This is a genomic window from Acinetobacter lactucae, from assembly GCF_001605885.1.
Taxonomy (GTDB): domain Bacteria; phylum Pseudomonadota; class Gammaproteobacteria; order Pseudomonadales; family Moraxellaceae; genus Acinetobacter; species Acinetobacter lactucae.
Genome location: NZ_LRPE01000034.1, coordinates 118,785 through 143,183, shown reverse-complemented (window position 1 = coordinate 143,183; position 24,399 = coordinate 118,785). Strand labels below are relative to the sequence as shown.

Here is a 24,399-nt window from a genome sequence, read left to right as displayed (position 1 = left end):
TTTGAATACTGTTATAAAAAAATAATCGTTTTCATGTGAAATAAATATTTTATGGTAAAAGCAAAGCAATATTGGTTTTACTTACATGACAAATTTAAATTTTGAGCATCATCTCGGTTCACTAACGCATGCAGCACTTAGTCAGGCCTCAATTGTTTCTCGCGTGTGGGGAGAAGGGCCGTCATCACGTTATGATGAGTTGGCACAACATTTCAGACCGACTTTTGCCCGCATTAAAGAAGGGGCTTTAATCCGCGAGCAACAGCATATTTTGCCGTATGAACAACTTCAGTGGCTCAAAGATATTGGTTTTACAAGATTACGACTTCCTAAAGCACATGGTGGCTTTGAAGCCACTATTCCTGAATTATTTGCATTGCTCATTGAACTTGCAGAAGTTGATTCAAACTTACCGCAAGCTTTACGTGTGCATTTTGGTTTTACTGAAGATGTCTTGGTAAGTAAAGATAAAGCGTTTCAGCAGCGTTGGCTTAGCCGAATTGCCAATGGTGAAACAGTCGGTAGTGCATGGTCTGAGGGCGGAAAAGAGTCAATTGATCAGTTTGAAACTCATCTATATCGGGATAGTGACGGAAAAATTCGTGTTAAAGGTCAAAAGTACTACACCACAGGCAGTCTATATGCAGACTGGGTTGAAATTGGTGTAACAGATTTAAAGGGTGAGTCTGGATCAGTAGTTGTTCGACGTGAAGATGAGGGTGTTGAAGTTGTTGATGACTGGAATGGCTTTGGTCAGCAACTCACCGCAAGTGGTACAGCATATTTCCATGGCGTATTGGTCGACGAAACTGAAATCTTACCTGATGATGATCGTTTTAAATATTCAGCGGCTTACTATCAACTGGTACAACTGGCAATCATTACAGGCCTAGGGCGTGCTGCAACCTATGATGTTTCGCAAGCTGTTGCTAAACGTACCCGAAACTACACGCATGCGAATGCCCAATTCGTAAAACAGGATCCGCAAATTTTACAAGTAGTAGGACAAATTCGTGGTGCGGCTTACAGTGCAGGGGCGATTGTTGAAAAAGTCGCACAAAGCTTACAGCGTGCTTACTTAGCTGCATTTCAAAATAATGAGCAGCTTGAAGAAGAGCAAAATGCACTTGCCGAGCTTGAAAGTGCGCAGTCCCAAACGGTCATTACCGATCTAATTTTAAATGCTTCTACAATTTTATTTGACGCTTTAGGTGCTTCTGCAACAGACAAAGATTTAGGCCTAGATCGATACTGGCGTAATGTACGAACTTTATCTTCACACAACCCTAGAGTATTTAAAAATCGAATTGTCGGTGATTTTAGTGTAAACGGCACATTACCACCGTATCAATGGCGAATAGGGAATGTTGCTAAACAATAAATTTTAACTTTATATATTAAGCTGCTATTTTTGGCGGCTTAATATTATTTTGATTATTTAAATTAAATTATAAAAATCTATTAGAATAAAATCATATTTTGTTTGGGGTTTATATTATAAAGAAAACCTAAAAATTGCTTTAGTATAAAAATTAAATAAAATGCTGGCTGATATTTTATGACTAAGAAAATTAGTTTTAATGCTTTTGAAATGAATTGTATTGCCCATCAATCTCCTGGATTATGGCGACATCCTCAAGACCGATCTGTTGAATATAAAGATTTAGAATATTGGACAGATTTAGCACAAATTTTGGAACGCGGTTTTTTTGACGGTATTTTTATTGCAGATGTGCTTGGTATTTATGACGTTTATCATCAAAGCGCCGAACATGCCTTAACAGGCGCGGTACAAGTTCCGGTCAATGATCCATTACAGATTGTGCCAGCGATGGCAGCAGTCACAAAACACTTGGGCTTCGGTGTCACAACTTCGATTTCCTTTGAGCATCCTTATCCTTTTGCTAGACGTATCAGTACGCTGGACCATTTAACTAAAGGGCGAGTTGGTTGGAATATCGTGACGTCGTATTTGGAAAGTGGTTCGAAAAACTTAGGATTAAAAACTCAAGTTAATCATGACAATCGTTATGATATTGCTGATGAATACTTAGAAGTCCTTTACAAACTTTGGGAAGGTTCTTGGGAAGAAGGTTCGGTACTTCGTGATCGTGAAAGCGGTATCTTTGCTGACCATAAAAAAGTACACCCAATTCAACACGAGGGTAAATACTTTACTGTACCAGGTATCCATATTTGTGAACCATCACCGCAGCGAACACCAGTACTTTACCAAGCAGGCGCATCTTCACGCGGGCAGAAGTTTGCAAGTCAAAATGCTGAGTGTGTATTTATTGCAGCCCCGTCTAAAATTGCCACTAAAAAAGTGGTACAGGGTATTCGCCAAAAATTGGCTCAGGAAGGCCGTGACCCATACTCAGTTAAAATTTATGCACTTTTGTCGATTGTCACTGATGAAACCGATGCAAAAGCACAGACTAAGTTTAAAGAATATCAAAGCTATGGAAGCTACGATGGCGCTTTAACATTGCTATCTGGCTGGTCTGGTGTCGATTTTTCACAATATCAACCGACTGATAAAGTTGAATATATTCAAACCAACGCGATTCAATCTTTATTGGATTCTTATGTGAATGCGGACCCAGAGCGTATCTGGACTATTGAGGAAATTGCAAACTGGAACAGCTTAGGTGGTAATGGACCAGTACTCGTGGGTTCGGCAGAAACAGTTTCAGATGCTCTACAACAATGGGTTGAAGATACAGATGTCGATGGCTTTAACCTTGCCTATATTTTGGCGCATCAAACCTTTGCCGATGTGGTCGAATTTATTGTGCCAGAATTGCAAAAACGTGGGGTATATCAAACCTCATATGCACAAGGAACATTAAGAGAAAAACTATTTGGTGCTGGGCCATATTTGCCTGAAAATCACCGCGGTGCAAAATATCGTAATCTAAAAGAGTTAAAACTTGCTGAGGCGAGTTAATATTTTAGGAAGCCTTTAAATAAATAGCTGGTTAAATACCAGCTTTTATTTTGTTTTTTTATATCGGTTTTACTGCTGAGTTAATAATGAAAATATAATTCTATAATTTAGATTAAAACATCAGATTAATTTGTTTTTGTATTGTGTGAATAATCATTATTTTGTTTCTGTGATTAAAATACAGGAATTATTAAGTGAGCACGCAAGAACTCGATCATAACCATCGTTATGAAATTAAATCTCCCGATGATGTTTCACAGTTAATTTCCAAATTTGCAGGGAAGGGTAAATCGAATAAAGTTATTTGGTTGGCATTAATTGGTGTGTTTATTGATGCATATGATTTAACAACGCTCTCATTTGGTATTGAGCAAGTCATCTCAGAGTTTTCTTTAAGCCCTGTCATGACAGGTGTAGTAGCTTCAGCGATTGTTTGTGGAACCATTGTTGGTAATCTCATTGGTGGTTGGCTGACAGATAAAATTGGCCGTTATCGGGTCTTCATGGCGGACATGGTGCTGTTTGTTATTGCGGCAATTGTCGCTGGTTTTGCACCGAATGTATGGGTTTTGATTTTAGCCCGATTTATTATGGGAATTAGTGTTGGTATTGATTTACCTGTCGCAATGTCATACTTATCTGAGTTTTCCAAATTTAACGGTAGTAGCAACAAAGCAGCACGTTTAGCCGCATGGTGCCCAATGTGGTATGCCGCTTCTTCGGTGTGTTTTGGTCTGGTTTTGGCGCTTTACTTTCTTTTACCGCCTGAACATAGCAATTGGTTATGGCGAGCATCTTTAATTTTTGGAGCAGTACCAGCGTTACTCATTATTTTTATTCGCGGTAAATATTTAACTGAATCACCAATCTGGCTTGCAAACCAAGGTGATTTAAAAGGCGCAGCTAAAGTTCTACAAGAATCCTACGCAATTAATGCAGTCGCAACAGTCGAAAAAGTAGAAAGAACTACTGAAGAGAAAAAGCGCGAGGGTTTTGCAGTTTTATTCAATAAAACCTATTTGCCAAGAACGATTGTGGCAATCGTGATTCATATTTCGGTGGCATTTCAGTACACCACCATTGCCTTCTTTTTACCTTCTATTTTAACGCGGTTCTTTCATACTGATGTTTTAACAACGATTACTACAACACTCGGGCTTAATTTATTATTTGCATTTACGGGCGGGCTGTTAGGCGTATTTGTTGCAAGCAGATTTAAATCTCGTCATGTGTTGCTTACAGGCTTTTTACTTCAGTTTATTGCTCTCATTGCTTTGGCATTCATTGGTGAACCCGGGAACAGCTTTTTACTTTACACTGCAATTGGCATGCTCGGTTTATGGCTTTTTGCCGAAGGCTTTGGGCCCGGGGCACAAATGATGGTTTATCCAACTATGGCTTATCCTGCTTCGATTCGTGGTGTTGGGGTTGGCTTTAACCGTGCAGTAACGGGTGTTGCTCAAGCAATTGCTTTGTTTGTTTTACCGATCTGGATGGCGGGATATAAAACCGATGTTTACCTGATTATTTCTATCTTTGCCTTTATTCCTTTAATTGTGATTGGACTACTGATTAAGTTTGAGCCTACCGCTCAAGATGTCGATGTCATCTATGAAGATAAAACAGAACTTCCTCTAAATAATTCACCAGTAATCGACTAACGTAAAAATAAATATCTAAATGAAATAAAGGCCAACACATGTTGGCCTTTATTTTTGGAGTTAGAAGTAATAAGCAAAAATTACAAATGCTTTTTTATTCCATTTATCATTGGTTCCACCAGCTGCAAGGCCTTCACTGTCTCCTAGGTATGGATCATGTTTACCCATCAGTAATTCGGCTTGTACCGTCAGTTTTTGATAGTTAAAGGCAATGCCGGGAATAAAACGGGTAGAGTCTTTAAAGCCGTCTTGTTCTTTTCGATAAGAACTATAGTTCAAGTACGGGCGAACAGAGGTAATCGGTCCAAATTGCTGAGGAAATAAATAGCTGAGTTCGGCTGAATAAATCTGACCTTTGGTTGCAGAGTTAAATGAATAATCGAAACCGCCCAAAGTCAGGTGGTCTTTATATTGAGTGTCGGCATTATCGATGTCTTGATAACCGGCCAAAAGCTGTAAATTCCATTGGTTATAATTGGTATTGCTAAAAACTGAGTAGACTTGGCGATCACCATCTTGCCCTGAACGTTTATTTTCAATGGTGGAATACCATGCAGAAGCACCCAGTTGGGTAGAGAAATTCTCTTGGCCTAAGACATTCTTAAAGGTATGAGCACCGCGAACTACAAACGAGTTCTTTTCTTTGGTATTGGTGCCTTGCGGTACAGAGTCATCTGCATTGACAGGGTTGATACTAAATCGACTCGAGTCTTTGCTTTTACCTCTATAGGTGCCACCATCGGTAGGATAAAAGGCGAGTTGTGCTTCATTGGTTCCATCATTGAAATCATATTTTACGCCGAGGTTGTGTACATCTTCCCAACCCGCACTATTGGCAATGCCTAAATAATAAGTATTCCCCCAAAATCGACCCAAGCCAAAAGGAACAGGGTTTAAGCCAGCAATAATTTTACTGTTGTCATTAATTTTATAACCCAACCATGCATCGGTGAGCCAGTTGGCATCGCCTAAACGTCCATAATATTCATAAACCCGATAATCTAGACGGCCAATCCATTTTGGGGAATTGTAGTCCAGCCATAATACTGCGTCATTAAAGGAAAATTTACTGGTAGAGGGTTCAGAGTCAAAATCATAAACATATTTAGCCCGAACAGTACCACTTACTTTAAGTTGACCTTCTTCAGCATTGCCAAAGGTAAGGGCTGCATGACTTGAGAGGCTCAATGTAATCAAAGTCGTCGCGATGAATATTTTTTTGAAAGTTGTAGGACGTTTAAACAAGGGATGATTTCTCCTCTTAAAAATAAAAATTAAATTTTCCTCATGTATAAACCAGAAAAAGATTTGTCCAAATCTCAATATTTGCAGAAGATTCAAGATAAAAAGATAATAAAATCTGTACTTTATATAAAATAATGAAAATTAATTGGATGCAAAATTCTGGATGCGATAAGCAAAAATAAAAATGACGAAATGAGTAGGATAAAATACTTAGAGGATGTGTGTCAGCCTTTTCTCATCTTATCTTTTGTGAATATCGTTTTTAATTATTGATATATAAGTATTTTAATTTTACCGCTAATCTATAGGATTGCTTAAAATTTGCTTTTTACCAAAAGATAAAAACTTATAAGGAAAATTTATTTATAAAAATTAGATAAGCAACTCATATTTTTTTATTTTTCATTATAAAGCCAGCTGCATACCATGAACTTATATTATTGAAAGATCATGAAATTATGAGCACTAAAACCAAACCGTTGATTATCACGGCAATTGTAGTAGTCGCAATTGTTGCATTTATCGTATGGCAGAATAAGAAAGATAATAATACGGGTGCTTCAGTTCGTGACAACAAACCTGTCGTTATTGCTTATCAAACTGGGGTTGACCCAAGCAAAGTGGCGCAGGCGAATGGGGAATATGAAAAACATAGTCAACGTACTATTCAATGGAAAAAATTTGATGCGGGTTCAGATGTTGTAAACGCACTTGCTTCAGGCGATGTCGTACTTGGCAATATTGGTTCAAGTCCACTTGCTGCTGCGGCAAGCCGTGATTTACCTATTGAGGTATTCTTAATTACTTCAAAACTTGGTGCATCTGAAGCACTCGTGGTGAGTAATAAATCAGGCATTAAAACTCCTCAAGATTTAATTGGCAAAACCATTGCTGTACCTTTTGTTTCAACAACCCATTACAGCCTTTTGTCTGCACTTAAACATTGGAATATTCCAGAAGACAAAGTAAAAATTATTAACTTGCGTCCACCTGAAATTTCAGCTGCATGGGAACGTGGTGATATTGATGCTGCCTATGTTTGGGAACCTGCTTTAAGTAAAGCCAAAGCATCTGGTACGGTTTTAACCGACTCAAAACAAGTGGGTGAATGGGGCGCTCCAACTTATGACTTATGGGTTGTACGTAAAGATTTTGCAGAGAAAAATCCTGATTTCTTAAAAGCTTTTGTCCAAACCACACTTGAGCAACTCGAAAAATATAACCAAGACCCAGCCGCTTACGTTAAAGATGCCGATAACGTGCAAAAAATTGCGCAGCTCACAGGTTCTGATCCAAAAGATATCCCGCTTTTATTAAGTGGAAATATTTACCTTGACCACGCTCAGCAAAAACAAACGTTAGATGGTGAATTTGCGCAAAATATTTTTGATACAGCGAAGTTCTTAAAAGGTCAGGGCAAGGTCGATCAACTTAAAGCCGATTATAAAGGCAATGTGAATTCTTCATTTTTGCAGCCTTAAGGAGTTGTCATGAGTGTATTAGAAGCCAAACATATTCATCTGACTTTTCCTAAACAGCAAAAGCCAGTTTTACAAGACATTAACCTCACCATTGAAGACAGTTCTTTAACCGTGATTTTAGGTGAGTCGGGTTGTGGCAAAACAACTTTGCTTAATATCTTGGCAGGGTTTCAAAAGCCAAGTTCTGGTGATGTGCTTGTAAATCATGAAGTCGTAACTGGACCAGATGTAACTCGTGCTGTTGTATTTCAAGATCACGCCTTACTTCCTTGGCTAAATGTTGCAGATAATGTTGGCTTCGCTTTGCAGTTAAAAGGTTTAAAGCGTGCAGAGATTGAGGCAGAAGTAAACGCAATTTTGAAAATTGTGGGTTTAAGTCATGTTGAAAAAGCCAATATCTGGGAACTTTCCGGTGGTATGAAACAACGTGTTGGTATTGCCCGAGCTTTGATCAGTCACGCGCCGTTTATTTTATTAGATGAACCTTTTGCCGCATTAGATGCTTTTACGCGTGAAAACATGCAGCAGCTAGTTCTCGATTTATGGATTCAACAAAATAAAAGCTTCTTTTTAATTACACATGACATTGAAGAAGCATTATTGCTTAGCAATCAGTTAGTTCTAATGACAGCACATCCGGGCAAAATTGTAGAAACTCTACATCTCGATTTTGCTCAACGATATCGTCAGGGCGAGTCTATTCGCTCAATTAAATCGGACTCTCAATTTATTCAGCTTAGAGAACAGCTATTTGAAAGTTTAAGGGCACAAAAACAAAGCGGTAAGGAGGCGTTACCTACATGAACACTAAAGATAACGTTTATGAATATGACAAAGCAGAGCTTAAACCTGAGTTAAATGTGCAAAGAGAAAATGCTTCATTTCTATCGTCATTTTTTGAGAAGCATCGTACTTTAGCGGTCAGCATAATTAGTGTGGGGAGTGTAGTTGCACTCTGGTTCCTCATTACTGCTTTGCATGTCGTACCTGAACTGTTTTTACCGAGTCCACAGGCAGTATGGCAAAAATTTATATCGGTCAGTCAAGAAGGCTTTATGAAGGCTACTTTGTGGCAACACTTGGCAGCCAGCATCTCTCGTGTATTTTTAGCCTTGATTGTTGCCGTGGTGATTGGTGTTCCGCTGGGCTTATGGATGGGCCTAAACAAATGGGTTCGCGCTGTTCTAGATCCTTTGGTTGAATTATTACGTCCAATTCCGCCGTTAGCTTATTTGCCGTTACTTGTTATTTGGTTCGGTATTGGCGAAACCACAAAAGTGCTTTTGATTTTCTTCTCGATTTTGGCGCCTGTCATTATTAGTAGTGCGCATGGTGTGTTAAGCCATCAGCTTAACCGTGAACGTGCGGCACTGTCGCTAGGAGCAAGTCAGTCACAAGTCTTTTGGCATGTCATTTTGCCAACAGCTTTACCTCATATTATTACCGGTATTCGTATTGGTTTAGGGGTGGGCTGGTCAACATTAGTTGCAGCAGAGTTAGTTGCAGCGGACCGCGGTATTGGTTTTATGGTGCAATCGGCAGCGCAGTTCTTAATTACCGATACGGTGATTCTGGGCATTATTGTGATTGCGATTGTCGCAGTTAGTTTTGAACTGTTTTTACGTTGGTTACAAAAACAGTTTTCTCCTTGGTATGGTCAGCAGTTGTAGTAAAGAAGATGAATACAGAAGTAGCAAACTTAAATATTGAAGTGATCAAGCCTACCATTGGCGCAATTATTCACGATATTGATTTGAATGCGTTAAATGAACAGACAACGCAACAAATCCAGCAGGCTTTGCTTGATCATCAGGTCATTTTTTTTCGAAAGCAACAATTAGCGCCGCAAGGACAAGCTGACTTGGCACGTAGTTTTGGCAGCTTACATGTGCACCCGATTTATCCTTCAATTGAAGATGTACCTGAAGTGATGGTGCTCGACAGTTGGAAACAAGATTTGCGTGACAATGAACTTTGGCACACAGATGTGACTTTTAGTAAAACTCCACCTTTGGGCTGTGTGTTGCAAGCTATTAAAATTCCACCTGTAGGCGGTGACACGTTGTGGTCGAGCAATACAGCAGCTTTTAAAGGGCTACCGCTCGAACTACAGCAAAAACTACGTGGCTTAACTGCAACCCACGATATTCGTAAGTCTTTTCCGCTTGAGCGTTTTGCCCATAGCGAAGAAGAACGTGAAAAACTCTTGCAAACATTTAAGCGTAACCCACCAGTGGTTCATCCAGTAGTGCGTACTCATCCGGTTACGGGCGAGCCTTTGTTGTTTGTAAGTGAGGGTTTTACTACACACATTAATGAGTTACCTGAACAAGAAAGTGAGCAATTACTTAATTTCTTGTTTGAACATGCGACTCAAGAGCAATTTCATTTACGCTGGAAATGGCAAGACGGTGATGTTGCGATTTGGGATAACCGTTGCACACAACATAAAGCATTATTTGATTATGGCGATGCCCATCGCATCATGCACCGCGCAACCATTAATGGCGATGTACCATTTTATAAAGAAGAACAACAGCCAGAGTTAGCAGAGGCTTAATTCTTTTAATTATTCTTTGTTTCAATTCCAGCTCTAATTTTGAGCTGGAATTGAAACAGTAACTCTTTATCGCATTCCAAATCCTGATAATATGCCTGTGTAGTTTTTTACAGGAGGTGAAGCCCAATCACCAATTTTGCTGGTTTTTAAATTTAACTGGACTAACATTTCAGCTTGTTTAACGGCTGCTGCAACGCCGTCAATAACACTCACTCCCAACTCGGTTTGTAGTTTTACGCACAAATCACTCATGCCTGCACAGCCTAAAACAATCGCATCGCTTTTATCTTCTGCGAGCGCTTTTTTGCACTCATCTCGTATGGTCCTATAAGCGTCTGAGTCAGGAAGCTCCAACTCTTCAACTGCGATATCACAAGCTCGAACATTTTTGCAAAATGGTGTAGCCCCATAGCGATGGGCCAAATGCCAGCTCATATTCACTGTGCGTTGTAAGGTTGTGACTACACTAAAACCAGTACTAACGTAACTTGCAGTTCGCATAGCTGCTTCGGCAATCCCAATCACAGGTGCTGAAGTCATTTCACGTGCAGCATAAAGCACAGGATCACCAAAACAGGCAATAATATAAGCATCTACACCTAGAGGCTCACCTTGGCGAATTTCCTCCAGCACACCTACTGCACTTAGGGCTTCATCATAATAACTTTCAATTGTTGCAGGGCCCATTTGAGGACTCACGGCAATAATTTGAGTATCAGAATTTGTGACTATCTTTGCTGATGCAGCAATTTTGTCAGTCATACTTTGGGTGGTATTAGGATTAATAATTTTAATTTTCATTGTACTTTTACCTTAGTCATTGCCGATTTAGTATGGCCAAGCGGTTGGTTAAGAAATCGGTAGATAATGAAACCGAATCCCATCCCAATAAACCATGTGAAATTAGCCAGCCCAGAGAGTTGTGGTAAAAGTACGCAGAGAATAGGAATTAATGAAGCTGGAATTAAGGCATAAAAGGCAGAGTGGTTATAACCATTTTTGTACCAATATGAACCTTTGATATCTAAGGTATATAAATCATCTACCACGATTTTCTGTTTTTTAATGAGATAAAAATCGGCGAGCAATACGCCAAAGAGTGGACCAATAAATGCACCTAAAATATCAATGGTGTAATGGATCACTTGAGGGTTATTAAATAAATTCCATGGCGTAATAAAAATTGAACCCACTGCCGCAATCATTCCACCCATGCGCCAGCTAATTTTACTCGGTGAGACATTAGAAAAATCAAACGCCGGAGAAACAAAGTTAGCGACAATATTAATTCCGATGGTGGCAATCATTAAGGTCAAGCTACCTAAAATCACCACAAAAGTATTATCAAGTTTACCAACCATTTCGACGGGGTCGGTAATGAGCCTGCCGTACACTGGCAAAGTTGCTGCAATACAAACCACAGTGAGTAAAGAAAAACCTAAGAAGTTAATCGGTAGTCCAAGAAAGTTGCCCATTTTAATGGCATTAAAGCTTTTGCCATAACGAGAGAAGTCGCCAAAGTTCAACATCGGCCCTGAAAAATATGAAACAACGAGAGCAATAGCACCAATCATGACTGGGACAACTGCAAAACCGTCGTATTGAACCCCACTTAAATTTAAATCAATATTCTGCCAGCCAGCTTTCCAGATGAGCCAGACTGCCATCGCAAACATTACGATGTAGACAGCCGGACCCGCCCAGTCAATGAACTTACGAATGCTGTCCATGCCAGACCAAAAAACAATCGCTTGCAGTAGCCAAAGTAGCATGAAGCCAACCCATCCTAAATAGGAAAGTCCAAGAAAGCCATAAGTTGAAACATCGGCATAGACTGACCATTCTGGAAAGAACTTTAAAATAACCAATAAAAAGGCACTGGATGCCAAATAGGTTTGAATGCCATACCATGCGACAGCAATAAGCCCACGAATAACAGCAGGAATATTTGCACCAAGCACACCGAAGGTTGCGCGGCAAATAACAGGATAGGGTGTGCCAGTTTGCTGGCTAGACTTGGCAATGAGGTTTGTAAAAAACTGAACTATGGCGATGCCGATGAGTAAAGATAAAAGTACCTGCCAGCTATTTAGCCCAAGTGCAAAAAGGCTCCCAGCCATGACATAACCGCCGACACTATGAACATCAGACATCCAGAAAGCAAAAATATTATAAGCGCCCCATGTTTGCTTTTTTAAAGGAGCTAAGTCTTGATTTGTCAGTTTTGCATCATAAGAAGGTTTAATTATTGCTTCGGTATTATTCATCTTGAACACTCACTTCCTTAAGATGGAGGCACTTTCAGCAGCATTGTTGTTCTGTCTAAAAGAATGAAATTAAAATTGTGTACAATGTTATATTTAAATTGTGCACAATTTTAATTGAGCAAAAGTTATGCCAAATTTAAGAAGTGCGCTTATGAGTTATTTAAACTGGTATGAATTTTGGATATGAAGAGACAGATTTATAAAAGGAGAAGTGCTTAATTTTTTATAAAAAGTAAATAAATTTAGGTGTATAAGTAGATATTTAGGGATCTAATATTAAATTGTTCTGTTCAATAGAAGTGTTGTGGAAATGAGAGAAATATTTCCAAATGCTTAAGTTAAACTTACACTATTGTCATTAGATAAAGTTTTAAAAAGAGGAGGCATCAATAAAAATGGAGAAATCAATGCCATCAAATGCACCAAAAAAAGCCGTAGAAATGAGCAATGATGAAATTGATGACCATATATATAACGCAATTGTTGATGCGATTTTAAATCGACAACTTGCCCCTGGCGCACGTTTAGTTGAAGCACCTTTGTGTGAAGCATTCGGTGTAACGCGAGGAGTACTAAGACGTGTTTTTGTAAAACTTGCCCATGATAAGGTCATAGAAATTCAGCCCAATCGTGGAGCACTCATCGCAAAACATAGCCTTGATGAAACAAAAGAAGTCTTTGAAGCACGCAGCATGCTTGAAATCGCTACTGTAAAAAAACTAGCACAAAAGTCAGATGGCCTAGATTTTATTGAGCTTCGGACCTTGGTAGAGCAAGAGTCACAGGAGCGTTTAGTTGGAAATTGGGCTGAGTGGATTAAGCTATCAGGTCAATTTCATTTAAAGCTGATTGAAGCAAATCAGAATTCGATCATGACCAGTTATTTGCAGACACTAATTGCGCGAACTTCGTTATTAATTGGGTTATATGAAATTCCAAAACATAATAATTGTTCAGCAGATGAACACCGTGCGATTTTAGATGCCATTGAGCAAGGAAATGAAAAATTAGCTACTCAATTGATGGAAGAGCATTTAGAACACTACGCGACGACATTTATTGAAGAAAATAGTACAGCATCAGCAGAACAAAACTTATTAAATTTATTTAAAAATAAGAAAATTGAAGCTATTTAAACTAGCTAAAAGTATTGGGCCTTTTCTTATTGAAAAGGCCCACTCTGGTTATTTTATAGGAACGATTTGTTGCGTCAGAAAATCAATAAATAGTTTTACTTTCTTCGATAGAATTTTACGGTTTGGCCATGTCACATATAAGTGAAGCGGCTGACTGGTGTAGTCCTCCAAACACTTCTGTAATTTACCTTCTTTGTAGTAAGGTTCTGCAATAAACTCTGGAAGAAAAACAATACCGTGGTCTTTTAGGCACATATCTAATAATAATTCACCATTATTACAGGTCATTACTGGGAAGCAATTGAACGATACTTCTTTTTGATCTTTCTGGAAAATCAATTTCTTATGTCGACTATCTTGATAGTAAATCAGAAATTTATGTTCTTTAAGTTCTTCTAACGAATCCGGTAATCCATGCTGTTTAAAATATTCTGGTGTTGCATATAAATAGCGCTGATAGGTATTTAAAATTTTACTATTTGCCAAATTTGGAGGAGAACCATCTACACGAATAGTTAAATCAAATTTATTGTTATTCATGTCTAATAGTTGATCCGTCATGAATAAATCAATTTTTATGCTGGGATATTTCTCAATAAAGTCTGAAATGATCTGTTGAAGAAAAATATTGCTAAAAGACATTGGCGTATTGAGCTTGAGTTCACCTTCAGGATATTGCTGGTTATAGCTAATTTCATAGGCAGCCCATTCGAACTCACTTAAAATGACTTTACTATGCTGATAAAACTTTTCCCCACAAGAGGTGAGGTTCATCTGTCTGGTGGTGCGGGTTAATAGTGTGGTTTTTAGGTCATTTTCGAGGTAGCAAACACGTTTGGCCACTAAGTCACGAGAGATATCGAGTGCTCTGGCTGCGCTACTAAAATTCCCATGTTCTACGACACTTACAAAAGTGGAAATACAGTCTAATCGATCCATGGATAACTAAAAGTTAAAAAATATATATCCATGATTAAACTATAAAAATTAAAAAGCAATCATTGTTTCTATTGTATCCATACAGGATACAGATTCGTGCTGATTTGCTGTCTATGCTTTTACATTTTTATCTGTTTTGATAGTGACCAGTAAGCAATTTAAATGCATTACTCATAAGGAATATTGGAGTTTACCCATGAATAAGTCACTTTTAGAACAACTTTCACCAACGAATTGTCAGGTTATTTTTATTGATCATCAGCCACAAATGGCTTTTGGGGTACAGTCAATAGATCGCCAAGTATTAAAAAATAATACTGTAGGGTTAGCAAAAGCAGCTAAAACATTTAATATTCCTGTCACCATTACGACGGTTGAAACAGAAAGCTTCTCTGGACATACCTATCCAGAACTTTTAGATGTATTTCCGGATGCTCCTTTATTAGAACGTACTTCAATGAATTCATGGGATGACCAAAAGGTACGTGATTCGCTTGCAAAAAATAATCGTAAAAAAGTGATTGTTTCAGGTCTATGGACTGAAGTGTGCAATAACACCTTTGCTTTTGGTGCCATGCTTGAAGGGGATTATGAAATCTATATGGTTGCAGATGCTTCGGGTGGTACATCGAAAGAAGCACATGACTATGCCATGCAACGTATGATCCAAGCGGGTGTGGTTCCTGTAACTTGGCAACAAGTACTACTTGAATGGCAGCGTGATTGGGCACATCGTGATACGTATGATGCAGTTATGGCAATTGTACGTGAGCATTCTGGTGCTTACGGTATGGGTGTGGACTATGCCTATACAATGGTACATAAGGCACCTGAGCGTACAACGTCAAAACACGAAGTACTTGCACCAGTTTCTGCAAAATAAAACAGAACTGATTTAGGTAAAGGCATGTCTAGTATTCAATATTTAAGCGATATTAATACAGATATGCCTTTATTTTTTAGAACGATAATTCACAAGAATGGAGTTCAGAATGACCGAAATAAACCTCATACTCAAAAACGGTAAAATCACCACACTAGATCCTAAAAATCCAGAAGTACAAGCAATTGCCATAGCAGACGGTAAAGTTGTACGCACTGGCACAAATGATGAAATCATGAAGCTGGCAGCAGCAACCAGCAAAGTTGTAGACTTAAATGGCCGTCGTGTTATACCGGGACTAAATGACAGTCATCTGCACATTATTCGTGGCGGCCTAAATTATAATATGGAGCTGCGCTGGGAAGGTGTGCCATCCGTTGCAGATGCACTACGCTTACTTAAAGAGCAAGCAGATAATACGCCAGCTCCACAATGGGTCCGTGTAGTAGGCGGTTGGACTGAGTTTCAATTTGCCGAAAAGCGTTTACCGACTTTAGAAGAAATTAATAAAGCTGCGCCAGATACTCCTGTCTTTGTTTTGCATTTATACGCCAGCGCCTTGTTGAATCGAGCTGCCCTTGATGTATTAGGCTTTAACAAAGATACACCTGACCCACCTGGCGGCAAAATTGTACGAAATGAAAAAGGTGAGCCAACAGGACTGTTGCTTGCTACGCCATCGGCTATGATTTTATATTCGACCTTAGGGAAAGCACCGAAATTGCCAGTTGAAGATCAAGTCAATTCAACTCGTCATTTCATGCGTGAGTTGAACCGATTAGGTATTACTTCCGCAATTGATGCAGGCGGTGGCGGTCAAAACTATCCTGAAGATTATGATGTGATTAAACAATTACACGATCTAAATCAAATGACAGTGCGAATTGCTTATAACTTATTTGCTCAAAAGGCAGGCCAAGAGCTTGATGATTATCGACGCTGGACAGAAATGACATTTCCGGGCGATGGTGATGAACTATTTAGAATGAATGGAGCAGGTGAGAATCTGACTTGGTCGGCGGGTGACTTTGAAGATTTCTATGAGCCACGTCCAGATTTACCAGAAAAAATGGAAGGTGAACTCGAAGCCATCGTAGAGCACTTGGCTGAAAAGAAATGGCCATTCCGTATTCATGCAACCTATGATGAAAGTATTAATCGTTTACTCAATGTATTTGAGCGCGTCAATTCAAAACAGCCATTTGCCACTCGATTTATTATTGATCATGCCGAAACTGTATCTGAGCGTAATATCGAACGTATTGGTGCGTTGGGTGGTGGTATTGCCATTCAACATCGTATGGCATATCAAGGTGAGATTTTCGTAAAATGCTATGGTGCCGAGGCTGCTCAAGCAACACCACCAGTCAAGAAAATGTTAGAGCTCGGTGTTCCTGTCGGTGCGGGAACAGATGCGACTCGAGTTGCATCCTATAACCCTTGGGTGTGTTTGTACTGGCTAAGTACTGGTAAAACAGTCGGTGGTTTACCGCTCTATGATGAAAAAAATCTATTAGACCGTCAGACAGCACTTAAACTCTGGACTAAAGGTTCGGCTTGGTTCTCAGGTGAAAAAGATGTCAAAGGTTCACTCACAGCAGGAGAACTTGCTGACTTAGTTGTATTGTCAGATGACTACTTTAAAGTTGAAGCAGAAGATATCCAATGGATTGAGTCTGTACTGACCATTTTGGGTGGAAAAGTAGTATATGCAGGGGCAGAATTCAAGCAAGATGATCCATCGTTACCGCCAGCATCACCAACATGGTCGCCAGTAAAACGTTTTGGTGGTCAGTGGCGTTTATCTGAAAACCGTAATGCACCTTCGAATCAGTCATTACAGTCACAAAGTGCATTGTGTGCTTGTGCTAGCAGCTGTGGCGTGCATGGACATAGCCATGCGTGGATGCTTGATGTTCCTGTAAATGATAAGGACAAAACATCTTTCTGGGGTGCGCTCGGGTGCTCGTGTTTTGCATTTTAAATAAACAGTATGGGAATCTGCCTCGTTAAATGGCTTGATTCCTTAAGGTATGTACGATGAAAATGTACTTGTTATCTTTGGCTGTAGGGCTACTCGTTGGTATCTTATATTATGTTTTAAATGTGAAGTCACCAGCTCCGCCTCTTGTTGCATTAGTGGGGTTATTAGGCATGGTAATCGGAGAGCAACTTCTTCCTTTTATTAAGTCTTATTTTTAATCTGTTTCACTCAAAAAAGCTAAATGGTGTTACGCCATTTAGCTTTTTATATTAATAAGTATCTTTAATTACTTTATACGCCGACCTTGTTCATCAATGATCACTTCACCATCTTCTTTTGCGAAATAGCCTAAGTTTTGTGAATCTAAAATGTCTAATACAACCTCAGAAGGGCGGCAAAGGCGTGTGCCTTTGGATGTAACCACAAATGGGCGATTAATTAAAATTGGGTACTGAACCATAAAATCAATTAACTGTTCGTCGGTCCAATAGTCTTGTTCAAGTTCTAAATCTTTATAGGGATCAACATTTTTACGGATTGCTTCACGTACATTTAGATTTGAATCCTTAATGAGTTGAATCAGTTCATCTTTACTAGGGGGTGTTTTTAAATATTCAATCACTATAGGCTCAAACCCCGCATGACGAATGAGTGCCAATGTATTGCGTGATGTGCCACATGCTGGATTATGGTAAATCTTCACTAGTTCCGCCATGATAATTATTCATTGAATTAAGATATTGCATTTATATATGGATATCCGTATATTTGCAATAACGAATATAAGTGGCTGCATATATGATCACTCAAGTCGATTTCTTTAAATGTCTTTCTGATCAAACTCGGTTAAACATTCTTAAGTTAGTTCTGAGCAAACAAAATATTTGTGTCTGCGAGCTAACTGAACAGCTTGAGTTGAGCCAACCAAAAATTTCCCGACATTTAGCCCTATTACGCACGCATGGCATACTTCTTGATTCAAGACAGGGGCAATGGGTGTATTACAGCGTTAATCCTGAACTACCGATCTGGGCAAACAATATTTTGAATATTTTGGCGCAGCAAGATGACGATGCAATGAAACCATTGTCTGGTCAGCTAGGGTCTATTTCTACCTTTTGTGAGTAAAGATCATGAAATTTCTATTTCTATGTACGGGTAATAGTTGCCGTAGTATTTTGTCAGAAGTTTTATTTAATAGCCGCGCACCAGAAGGGTGGAAAGCTTATAGTGCGGGCAGCAAACCTTCTGGTCAGGTACATCCGCTAACGATTGAAACACTTGAAAATTTAGGTTTATCTACAGATGGCTTATGGAGTAAAACGATTGACGATTGCGAGCAATATCAACCAGATGTAGTGATTACTGTTTGTGACTCAGCAGCGCAAGAAGCATGCCCACTATATTTAGGTGGTGCGATTAAAGCACATTGGGGCTTAAGTGACCCGTCACATCTCGACTTACCAAAAGAAGAAAAACTCAAAGCGTTCCAAGAGACTGTCAATCATATTAACCGCCGTTTAGACGCTTTATTTGCATTAGATGTTGCACATTTGAGCCGTTCGCAACTTATTAATGAAATTAACCAAATCTCGCATATTGATTAAAGAGAATGACATGGCCAAATCTAAGCTATCATTTTTAGATAGAAACCTAACGCTATGGATTTTTATTGCTATGGCTTTAGGTGTAGCCATTGGTGTTTTCTTTCCTCAAGCATCAGTGTCTTTAAATCAGCTCAGTATAGATAACGTTAATATTCCAATTGCGATTGGTTTAATTTTAATGATGTATCCGCCTTTGGCAAAAGTAGACTATGCAGCTTTGCCAGAAGTGTTTAAAGATAAGAAAACCCTAACTTTATCGTTGGTACAGAACTGGATTATTGCTCCAGTCTTAATGTTTATTCTTGCGATTATTTTTTTACATAGCTATCCAGAATATATGACGGGTCTCATTCTAATTGGGTTAGCACGTTGTATTGCAATGGTTTTAGTCTGGAATGGTTTGGCATGTGGGGATAACCAATACGTAGCTGCTCTAGTGGCCTTTAATAGTATTTTCCAGATTTTATTCTTTAGTACTTATGCATGGCTATTTCTAACCTTTTTGCCACCATACTTTGGTGTGGCTGGACAAGTAATTAACGTTGACTTCTGGACGATTACCCATGCGGTATTGGTGTATTTGGGTATCCCATTTTTAATGGGTTTCTTAACACGTTTGGTTTTAGTTAAATCAAAAGGTTTGGACTGGTATCAAACTAAGTTTTTACCAAAAATTAGCCCGTTAAGTCTAATCGCCTTACTCTTTACTATTGTCGCGATGTTTAGTTTAAAAGGTGGCGATGTGGTGAGTTTGCCTCTAGATGTATTGCTGATTGCTGTCCCACTGACGATTTACTTTGTGGTGATGTTCTTTATCAGCTTCTTTATGAGTAAACAGATGGGGAATAACTACCCACGTACTACTGCCATTTCATTTACCGCAGCGGGTAATAATTTTGAGCTCGCTTTAGCGGTTGCCATTGCCACATTTGGTTTAGCTTCTCCGGTTGCTTTTACTACAGTGATTGGACCATTGGTTGAAGTACCTGTACTTATTTCACTCGTTTCAGTTTCACTTTGGTTAAAGAAAAAGTATTTCTCACATGAACAGTTATAATAATGATTTAGCAAATGTAGAGCTCAACCTTTTGGAGAAGCCTACATTCGAACAAATCCAAGCACAGCAGCTTGAACATCCACCCCGTATTTTATTGTTATATGGTTCGAATCGTGAGCGCTCTTATAGCCGTTTTGCTGTGCTAACTGCTGGGCGTATCCTTGAATACCTAGGTGCCGAAGTCAAAATTTTTCACCCTAAAGGTTTGCCTTTACCCGAAGATGCAGCAACTGATCATCCAAAAGTACAAGAGTTACATGAACTTTTGGCTTGGTCAGAAGGTATGGTGTGGTGTTCGCCTGAACGTCATGGGGCGATGAGTTCAATTTTAAAAGCTCAAATTGATTGGATTCCTTTAGCTGGTGGAGCAATACGTGCAACACAAGGTAAAACCTTAGCGGTTATGCAAGTCAGCGGTGGTTCACAGTCTTTTAATGCGGTTAATCAAATGCGCATTTTAGGACGTTGGATGCGTATGATTACTATCCCGAATCAGTCTTCAGTTGCTAAAGCTTTTTTAGAGTTTGAAGAAGATGGCAGTATGAAACCATCCTCTTACTATGATCGAATCGTTGATGTTATGGAGGAGTTGTATAAGTTCACATTATTAACACGTGGGCAAAAACAGTATCTGACTGATCGCTATTCGGAGCGGAAAGAATCGGCAGAAGAACTATCAAAACGAGTAAATCAAAAATAAACAGTTTCATCCCAAAAAGTGCTCTAGTTAGGGCACTTTTTATTGAGTATTTTTTGAGATTAAATCATTGTCGGTAATAGTTTCTGTAATAATTCAATAAAGTTTGCCACTTTGGCTGAATTTTCATTTTCTCTTGTAATTAAGTAAAGAGGCGCATTCAGCTTTATTGAATCATCAAACTCGCGGTATACAATTTCGTGTTCCCAAAAATTATGCATTGAGGCTGGCACAATCGTTATACCAATTCCAGCAGCGACTAAATTTAATGTAGCGGTAGGTCGAGGCGCTTCTTGAATAATGCGTGGACTAAAACCTGCCTGATAGCAGCTATATAAAATATTGTCGTATAAACCTTGTCCTGAAGAACGACGGTATAAAACAAAATTTTCATCTGACAAGTCATTTGAGCTAATTTTTTCTTTTTGTGTAAGTGGATGGCCTATAGGCAATGCTGCCATCATTGGTTCATCTAATATATGAAGATGTTTTAACCCAATATCACGGCTGATCGGTGCTCTTAAAAAAGCAATATCAAGTTTCTCTGAAATTAATCGATCTAATTGTTTTTGGCTACCTGCTTCTTCAAGTTTGGTTTGTACCTTTGGATATATTTCTCGATATGAGCGTAATACAAGTGAAATAAGCGGATGCAAACCTGCGGAACTTGTAAAACCAATATTAAGTTGTCCCGTTTTACCTTGGCTAACATCTTGGACTAATTTGGGAATATGTCTGGCATGCTCTAGTAAAATTTGTGCCTCTTTAAATAATGCTAAGCCTGCTTCTGTAGGTTCAATACCACGCGGTTGACGAATAAGTAATTGAGTACCGAGTTCTTCTTCGAGTTTTTTAAGTAAACGCGTTAGAGGTGGCTGTTGAATAAACAATCGGTTTGCGGCATGTGTAATATTCCTTTCTTCAACTACCACAACAAAGGCATGGAGCTTATGTAAATCGAGCATAGGAATACCTTTATGGTATGGTTAATGAAAATAAAAGCATTTGTAGATATACCACAAAAGTATCATCCTATCTTGGTCAGATAAAGTGAAAAGTAACGAAAATGAACCATGTTGAGATTGCCGTGCAGAAGGAGAGTGTCCCGACCTGCACAGAGTTATTTTTAGGTTTTTTAACATTAGGTTTAATTGGATTCGGTGGCGTGCTGCCTTTAGCCCGTAAAGTTATTGTAGAGCAGAGACAGTGGTTAAGCCCTGAAAAATTCACTGAGTTACTGGGTCTGTGTCAATTTTTACCGGGCGGCAATATTATTAATTTATCGGTTGCGATTGGCATGGAGTTTCGTGGTGTTCGTGGGGCAGTGAGTTCACTCATTGGTTTGATTCTTGCACCTACGATAATTGTTGTACTTTTACACTATGTCTATGAACAGTTCCAAGATAATTTAATGGTGAAGCATCTTTTTGAAGGGCTAGCTGCGGCGGCAGCGGGGCTGCTAGTTGCAACAGGTTTGAAAATGCTTAAGCCATTATTACGTAATCCATTAGCGATTTGCGTAGTTGTTGCTGCAATTATCAGTATTGCTTTTCTAAAAATCTCTTTACTAGTGACGATGCTGATTTTGTTGGCATTTTATTCAGCTATCATTTGGAGACGTGTGTAATGGGTGCAGTTCTACTTACTTTAGCGATCATTTTTACTCAATTGTCTCTTATTGCATTTGGTGGCGGGAATACAATTTTGCCCGAAATGCAACGCCAAGTAGTTGATATTCATCATTGGATGACGGCACAAGAATTTAGTGCTCTGTTTGCTATGGCTCAAGCAGCACCCGGTCCAAACATGATGATTGTACCGTTGGTAGGGTGGCATGTAGCAGGGTTGTCAGGTCTACTTGTGACTTCTACCGCTAAATTTTTACCTTCATCTCTTATTACTGTATTTGTGATGAGAGGTTGGTCAAAATTTAAAGATAAGAAATGGCGCCGTGTTTTACAGCTTGCTTTACAACCTGTCACTGTGGGAACTGTACTTGCCAGTGCATGGATTATTTCCGAAGCAGCTGCCATAAATACTTTACTCATTATTATGGTGGTCATTGCAACTTTATTATCTTTAATTAAAAAAGTTCATCCCTTGCATGTACTGATTGCTGGGGCTGTATTTGGTGTGGTCTTACTCTAGTTTAACCAGTTTGCTGACCTGCGCTGGGATGAGTTCAGGTTGGCTTTTTTTAATAGACGTGAATAACAAAATCTAAAAAACCGATCAAATCTATAAAAACATACTGTTTTACCTATTTTATGTTTTAACGTACTATGCATCTATTGAAAGAATTTGGATGCATTGGAGTAAAAAACAGATGTTAGATCAAAACATTAAAACTCAATTAAAAGCTTATTTAGAACGTCTAGAAAGTCCCATCGAATTAGTTGCTGCTTTAGATGAATCAGATAAAGCTGCTCAAATTAAAGAGCTGGTAAGTGAAATCGCCGAGCTTTCTGACAAGGTGACTGCCCGTTTTGACGGTAACAATACACGTCGTCCAAGCTTTGGTGTGGCTAAAGCAGGTGAACAACCTCGTGTGTTCTTTGCTGGCTTACCGATGGGTCATGAGTTTACGTCTTTGATCTTGGCACTGTTACAGGTGTCTGGTTATGCACCTAAAGTTTCAGATGAAGTACTCAACCAGATTAAAGGTTTAAACCTCAAAGCAAACTTTGATGTGTTTGTATCACTCAGCTGTCATAACTGTCCGGATGTAGTACAGGCACTTAACCTGATTGCAATTTACAACCCGAACACCACGGCAACCATGATTGACGGATCATTCTTCCAAGATGAAGTCGAACAACGCAAAATCATGGCTGTACCAATGGTATTCCAAGACAATGAACATATTGGTCAAGGTCGTATGACCCTTGAAGAGATTGTGGCAAAACTTGATACCAACTCTGCCGAAAAAGATGCAGTAGCACTTAATGCCAAAGATGCCTTTGATGTATTGGTCATTGGTGGTGGTCCTGCAGGTGCAACAGCTGCGATCTATGCTGCTCGTAAAGGCATTAACACCGGTATCGTGGCTGAACGCTTTGGTGGTCAGGTCATGGATACCATGGACATTGAAAACTTCACCTCTGTGCAAAAGACGCAAGGTCCTAAGTTTGCTGCCGAAATGGAAGCGCATGTTCGTGAATATGATGTTGATATCATGAACTTGCAACGTGTGAGCAAAATCACAGGTGCCAACCAAACTGAAAACGGTCTGGTTGAAGTTGAACTTGAAAACGGTGCAAAACTTGAATCGAAAACTGTAATCCTTTCAACAGGTGCACGTTGGAGAGAAATGAATGTACCGGGTGAGCAAGAATACCGTACCCGTGGTGTCGCATACTGTCCACACTGTGATGGCCCATTGTTTAAAGGCAAACGTGTTGCAGTGATTGGTGGCGGTAACTCAGGTGTTGAAGCAGCAATTGACCTTGCAGGGATTGTTGAGCATGTAACTCTGGTTGAGTTCGATACCAAACTTCGTGCAGACCAAGTATTGCAAAACAAATTGCATAGCTTGCCAAACACCACTGTGATTATGAATGCGTTAAGTACAGAAGTGCTAGGTGATGGTTCACAAGTGACTGGTCTTAAATATAAAGACCGTGCCACTGACGAAGAGCATGTGGTCGAGCTTGCAGGGATCTTTGTACAGATTGGTTTACTACCAAACACTGACTTCTTGAAAGACAGTGAAGTTGAGTTAACCAACCGTGGTGAGATCATTGTCAATGACCGCAATGAAACCAATGTTCAAGGTGTATTCGCTGCAGGTGACTGTACCACTGTACCTTACAAGCAAATCATTATTGCTACAGGTGAAGGTGCTAAAGCATCGCTCTCTGCATTTGATTACATCATCCGTTCTGGGCAGTAAAATTTAATCCCAAAACGAAAGAGCCAAAGGATATCCTTTG

Annotated in this window: 24 protein-coding genes; 18 read left to right on the top strand and 6 right to left on the bottom strand. The window is 39.3% G+C overall.

Annotated elements, in window-relative coordinates; all coding sequences use genetic code 11:
- The first annotated feature begins 85 nt into the window (after positions 1-85).
- The 3 genes from AWW73_RS12095 to AWW73_RS12085 all read left to right on the top strand — a co-directional run bounded on the left by AWW73_RS12095 (position 86) and on the right by AWW73_RS12085 (position 4,611).
- Positions 86-1,381 carry an acyl-CoA dehydrogenase family protein gene (locus AWW73_RS12095; protein WP_062849766.1) on the top strand — a complete coding sequence of 432 codons (1,296 nt, stop codon included), beginning with the start codon at positions 86-88 and terminating at the stop codon, positions 1,379-1,381.
- 177 nt (positions 1,382-1,558) lie between these two features.
- Positions 1,559-2,950, top strand: coding sequence for an LLM class flavin-dependent oxidoreductase (locus AWW73_RS12090; RefSeq protein WP_057106780.1), 1,392 nt, complete (start codon positions 1,559-1,561; stop codon positions 2,948-2,950).
- 194 nt (positions 2,951-3,144) lie between these two features.
- Entirely contained in the window at positions 3,145-4,611 is a 1,467-nt protein-coding gene (locus AWW73_RS12085) for an MFS transporter (protein WP_057106779.1), read from the top strand.
- A 60-nt stretch (positions 4,612-4,671) separates the two neighbouring features.
- Here the strand turns inward: AWW73_RS12085 and AWW73_RS12080 are convergent, their stop codons facing one another.
- Complete coding sequence (locus tag AWW73_RS12080; RefSeq protein WP_062849765.1) at positions 4,672-5,856, bottom strand: hypothetical protein; 1,185 nt, start codon at positions 5,854-5,856, stop codon at positions 4,672-4,674.
- A 440-nt stretch (positions 5,857-6,296) separates the two neighbouring features.
- On the opposite strand from AWW73_RS12080, the gene tauA reads away from it, so the two are divergent.
- From tauA to tauD, 4 genes are read left to right on the top strand one after another with little or no spacing between them, the layout of a single operon-like run.
- Complete coding sequence (tauA, locus tag AWW73_RS12075) at positions 6,297-7,337, top strand: taurine ABC transporter substrate-binding protein (protein ID WP_081409604.1); 1,041 nt, start codon at positions 6,297-6,299, stop codon at positions 7,335-7,337.
- A gap of 9 nt (positions 7,338-7,346) precedes the next feature.
- The gene (locus AWW73_RS12070) at positions 7,347-8,141 is read left to right on the top strand and encodes a taurine ABC transporter ATP-binding protein (RefSeq protein WP_062849763.1); all 795 of its coding nucleotides are present in this window, start codon (positions 7,347-7,349) and stop codon (positions 8,139-8,141) included.
- Positions 8,138-9,007 carry a taurine ABC transporter permease TauC gene (gene tauC / locus AWW73_RS12065; RefSeq protein ID WP_016144989.1) on the top strand — a complete coding sequence of 290 codons (870 nt, stop codon included), beginning with the start codon at positions 8,138-8,140 and terminating at the stop codon, positions 9,005-9,007. Before AWW73_RS12070 ends, tauC begins: the two co-directional genes overlap by 4 nt.
- An 8-nt stretch (positions 9,008-9,015) precedes the next feature.
- Complete coding sequence (gene tauD, locus AWW73_RS12060; RefSeq protein ID WP_062849762.1) at positions 9,016-9,897, top strand: taurine dioxygenase; 882 nt, start codon at positions 9,016-9,018, stop codon at positions 9,895-9,897.
- Between the two features lie 66 nt (positions 9,898-9,963).
- Here the strand turns inward: tauD and AWW73_RS12055 are convergent, their stop codons facing one another.
- On the bottom strand, positions 9,964-10,698 hold the full coding sequence (locus AWW73_RS12055; protein WP_062849761.1) for an aspartate/glutamate racemase family protein: 735 nt from the start codon (positions 10,696-10,698) through the stop codon (positions 9,964-9,966).
- Positions 10,695-12,164, bottom strand: a complete 1,470-nt coding sequence (locus AWW73_RS12050; RefSeq protein ID WP_062849760.1) for an NCS1 family nucleobase:cation symporter-1 — start codon at positions 12,162-12,164, stop codon at positions 10,695-10,697. The genes AWW73_RS12055 and AWW73_RS12050 overlap by 4 nt, the downstream gene beginning before the upstream one ends.
- Before the next feature lie 395 nt (positions 12,165-12,559).
- Here AWW73_RS12050 and AWW73_RS12045 point away from each other — a divergent pair, with 395 nt between their 5' ends.
- The gene (locus AWW73_RS12045) at positions 12,560-13,300 is read left to right on the top strand and encodes a GntR family transcriptional regulator (protein WP_081409603.1); all 741 of its coding nucleotides are present in this window, start codon (positions 12,560-12,562) and stop codon (positions 13,298-13,300) included.
- Positions 13,301-13,348: 48 nt separating this feature from the next.
- On the opposite strand, the gene AWW73_RS12040 is transcribed toward AWW73_RS12045, so the two are convergent.
- Entirely contained in the window at positions 13,349-14,239 is an 891-nt protein-coding gene (locus AWW73_RS12040) for a LysR family transcriptional regulator (protein ID WP_062849758.1), read from the bottom strand.
- Between the two features lie 196 nt (positions 14,240-14,435).
- On the opposite strand from AWW73_RS12040, the gene AWW73_RS12035 reads away from it, so the two are divergent.
- The 3 genes from AWW73_RS12035 to AWW73_RS18670 all read left to right on the top strand — a co-directional run bounded on the left by AWW73_RS12035 (position 14,436) and on the right by AWW73_RS18670 (position 17,324).
- Entirely contained in the window at positions 14,436-15,122 is a 687-nt protein-coding gene (locus AWW73_RS12035) for a hydrolase (protein WP_031948072.1), read from the top strand.
- Positions 15,123-15,231: 109 nt separating this feature from the next.
- Complete coding sequence (locus AWW73_RS12030; protein ID WP_062849757.1) at positions 15,232-17,106, top strand: amidohydrolase; 1,875 nt, start codon at positions 15,232-15,234, stop codon at positions 17,104-17,106.
- 56 nt (positions 17,107-17,162) lie between these two features.
- Entirely contained in the window at positions 17,163-17,324 is a 162-nt protein-coding gene (locus AWW73_RS18670) for a DUF1427 family protein (protein ID WP_058061669.1), read from the top strand.
- 68 nt (positions 17,325-17,392) lie between these two features.
- Here the strand turns inward: AWW73_RS18670 and arsC are convergent, their stop codons facing one another.
- On the bottom strand, positions 17,393-17,821 hold the full coding sequence (gene arsC / locus AWW73_RS12025) for an arsenate reductase (glutaredoxin) (protein WP_062849756.1): 429 nt from the start codon (positions 17,819-17,821) through the stop codon (positions 17,393-17,395).
- An 83-nt stretch (positions 17,822-17,904) separates the two neighbouring features.
- Between arsC and AWW73_RS12020 the strand changes: the two genes are divergently transcribed.
- From AWW73_RS12020 to arsH, 4 genes are read left to right on the top strand one after another with little or no spacing between them, the layout of a single operon-like run.
- Positions 17,905-18,234 (top strand): metalloregulator ArsR/SmtB family transcription factor, encoded by a 330-nt coding sequence (locus AWW73_RS12020; protein WP_016141299.1) that lies wholly within the window; start codon positions 17,905-17,907, stop codon positions 18,232-18,234.
- Between the two features lie 5 nt (positions 18,235-18,239).
- Positions 18,240-18,713 (top strand): arsenate reductase ArsC, encoded by a 474-nt coding sequence (locus tag AWW73_RS12015; protein WP_016144999.1) that lies wholly within the window; start codon positions 18,240-18,242, stop codon positions 18,711-18,713.
- Between the two features lie 10 nt (positions 18,714-18,723).
- Positions 18,724-19,770: an ACR3 family arsenite efflux transporter gene (arsB, locus tag AWW73_RS12010; RefSeq protein WP_062849755.1), complete on the top strand. Its 1,047-nt coding sequence runs from the start codon at positions 18,724-18,726 to the stop codon at positions 19,768-19,770.
- Positions 19,757-20,470, top strand: a complete 714-nt coding sequence (gene arsH, locus AWW73_RS12005) for an arsenical resistance protein ArsH (protein WP_062849754.1) — start codon at positions 19,757-19,759, stop codon at positions 20,468-20,470. The genes arsB and arsH overlap by 14 nt, the downstream gene beginning before the upstream one ends.
- Before the next feature lie 59 nt (positions 20,471-20,529).
- On the opposite strand, the gene AWW73_RS12000 is transcribed toward arsH, so the two are convergent.
- Complete coding sequence (locus tag AWW73_RS12000) at positions 20,530-21,432, bottom strand: LysR family transcriptional regulator (RefSeq protein WP_016145002.1); 903 nt, start codon at positions 21,430-21,432, stop codon at positions 20,530-20,532.
- Positions 21,433-21,533: 101 nt separating this feature from the next.
- On the opposite strand from AWW73_RS12000, the gene AWW73_RS11995 reads away from it, so the two are divergent.
- From AWW73_RS11995 to ahpF, 3 genes are all read left to right on the top strand, one after another.
- Complete coding sequence (locus tag AWW73_RS11995; protein WP_001017026.1) at positions 21,534-22,094, top strand: chromate transporter; 561 nt, start codon at positions 21,534-21,536, stop codon at positions 22,092-22,094.
- Positions 22,094-22,615, top strand: a complete 522-nt coding sequence (locus AWW73_RS11990; RefSeq protein WP_000501457.1) for a chromate transporter — start codon at positions 22,094-22,096, stop codon at positions 22,613-22,615. Before AWW73_RS11995 ends, AWW73_RS11990 begins: the two co-directional genes overlap by 1 nt.
- Before the next feature lie 178 nt (positions 22,616-22,793).
- The gene (gene ahpF, locus AWW73_RS11985) at positions 22,794-24,359 is read left to right on the top strand and encodes an alkyl hydroperoxide reductase subunit F (protein ID WP_062849753.1); all 1,566 of its coding nucleotides are present in this window, start codon (positions 22,794-22,796) and stop codon (positions 24,357-24,359) included.
- The last annotated feature ends 40 nt before the right edge of the window (positions 24,360-24,399 follow it).

Coding starts and splice junctions, on each gene's coding strand:
- AWW73_RS11995 (WP_001017026.1), top strand. CDS start 21,534: ATGAACCATGTTGAGATTGCCGTGCAGAAGGAGAGTGTCCCGACCTGC.
- AWW73_RS12000 (WP_016145002.1), bottom strand. CDS start 21,432: ATGCTCGATTTACATAAGCTCCATGCCTTTGTTGTGGTAGTTGAAGAA.
- arsC (WP_062849756.1), bottom strand. CDS start 17,821: ATGGCGGAACTAGTGAAGATTTACCATAATCCAGCATGTGGCACATCA.
- arsB (WP_062849755.1), top strand. CDS start 18,724: ATGGCCAAATCTAAGCTATCATTTTTAGATAGAAACCTAACGCTATGG.
- tauC (WP_016144989.1), top strand. CDS start 8,138: ATGAACACTAAAGATAACGTTTATGAATATGACAAAGCAGAGCTTAAA.
- AWW73_RS12035 (WP_031948072.1), top strand. CDS start 14,436: ATGAATAAGTCACTTTTAGAACAACTTTCACCAACGAATTGTCAGGTT.
- AWW73_RS12030 (WP_062849757.1), top strand. CDS start 15,232: ATGACCGAAATAAACCTCATACTCAAAAACGGTAAAATCACCACACTA.
- AWW73_RS11990 (WP_000501457.1), top strand. CDS start 22,094: ATGGGTGCAGTTCTACTTACTTTAGCGATCATTTTTACTCAATTGTCT.
- tauD (WP_062849762.1), top strand. CDS start 9,016: ATGAATACAGAAGTAGCAAACTTAAATATTGAAGTGATCAAGCCTACC.
- AWW73_RS12050 (WP_062849760.1), bottom strand. CDS start 12,164: ATGAATAATACCGAAGCAATAATTAAACCTTCTTATGATGCAAAACTG.
- AWW73_RS12040 (WP_062849758.1), bottom strand. CDS start 14,239: ATGGATCGATTAGACTGTATTTCCACTTTTGTAAGTGTCGTAGAACAT.
- AWW73_RS12015 (WP_016144999.1), top strand. CDS start 18,240: ATGAAATTTCTATTTCTATGTACGGGTAATAGTTGCCGTAGTATTTTG.
- arsH (WP_062849754.1), top strand. CDS start 19,757: ATGAACAGTTATAATAATGATTTAGCAAATGTAGAGCTCAACCTTTTG.
- AWW73_RS12070 (WP_062849763.1), top strand. CDS start 7,347: ATGAGTGTATTAGAAGCCAAACATATTCATCTGACTTTTCCTAAACAG.
- AWW73_RS12020 (WP_016141299.1), top strand. CDS start 17,905: ATGATCACTCAAGTCGATTTCTTTAAATGTCTTTCTGATCAAACTCGG.
- ahpF (WP_062849753.1), top strand. CDS start 22,794: ATGTTAGATCAAAACATTAAAACTCAATTAAAAGCTTATTTAGAACGT.
- AWW73_RS12095 (WP_062849766.1), top strand. CDS start 86: ATGACAAATTTAAATTTTGAGCATCATCTCGGTTCACTAACGCATGCA.
- AWW73_RS18670 (WP_058061669.1), top strand. CDS start 17,163: ATGAAAATGTACTTGTTATCTTTGGCTGTAGGGCTACTCGTTGGTATC.
- AWW73_RS12045 (WP_081409603.1), top strand. CDS start 12,560: ATGGAGAAATCAATGCCATCAAATGCACCAAAAAAAGCCGTAGAAATG.
- AWW73_RS12090 (WP_057106780.1), top strand. CDS start 1,559: ATGACTAAGAAAATTAGTTTTAATGCTTTTGAAATGAATTGTATTGCC.
- AWW73_RS12055 (WP_062849761.1), bottom strand. CDS start 10,698: ATGAAAATTAAAATTATTAATCCTAATACCACCCAAAGTATGACTGAC.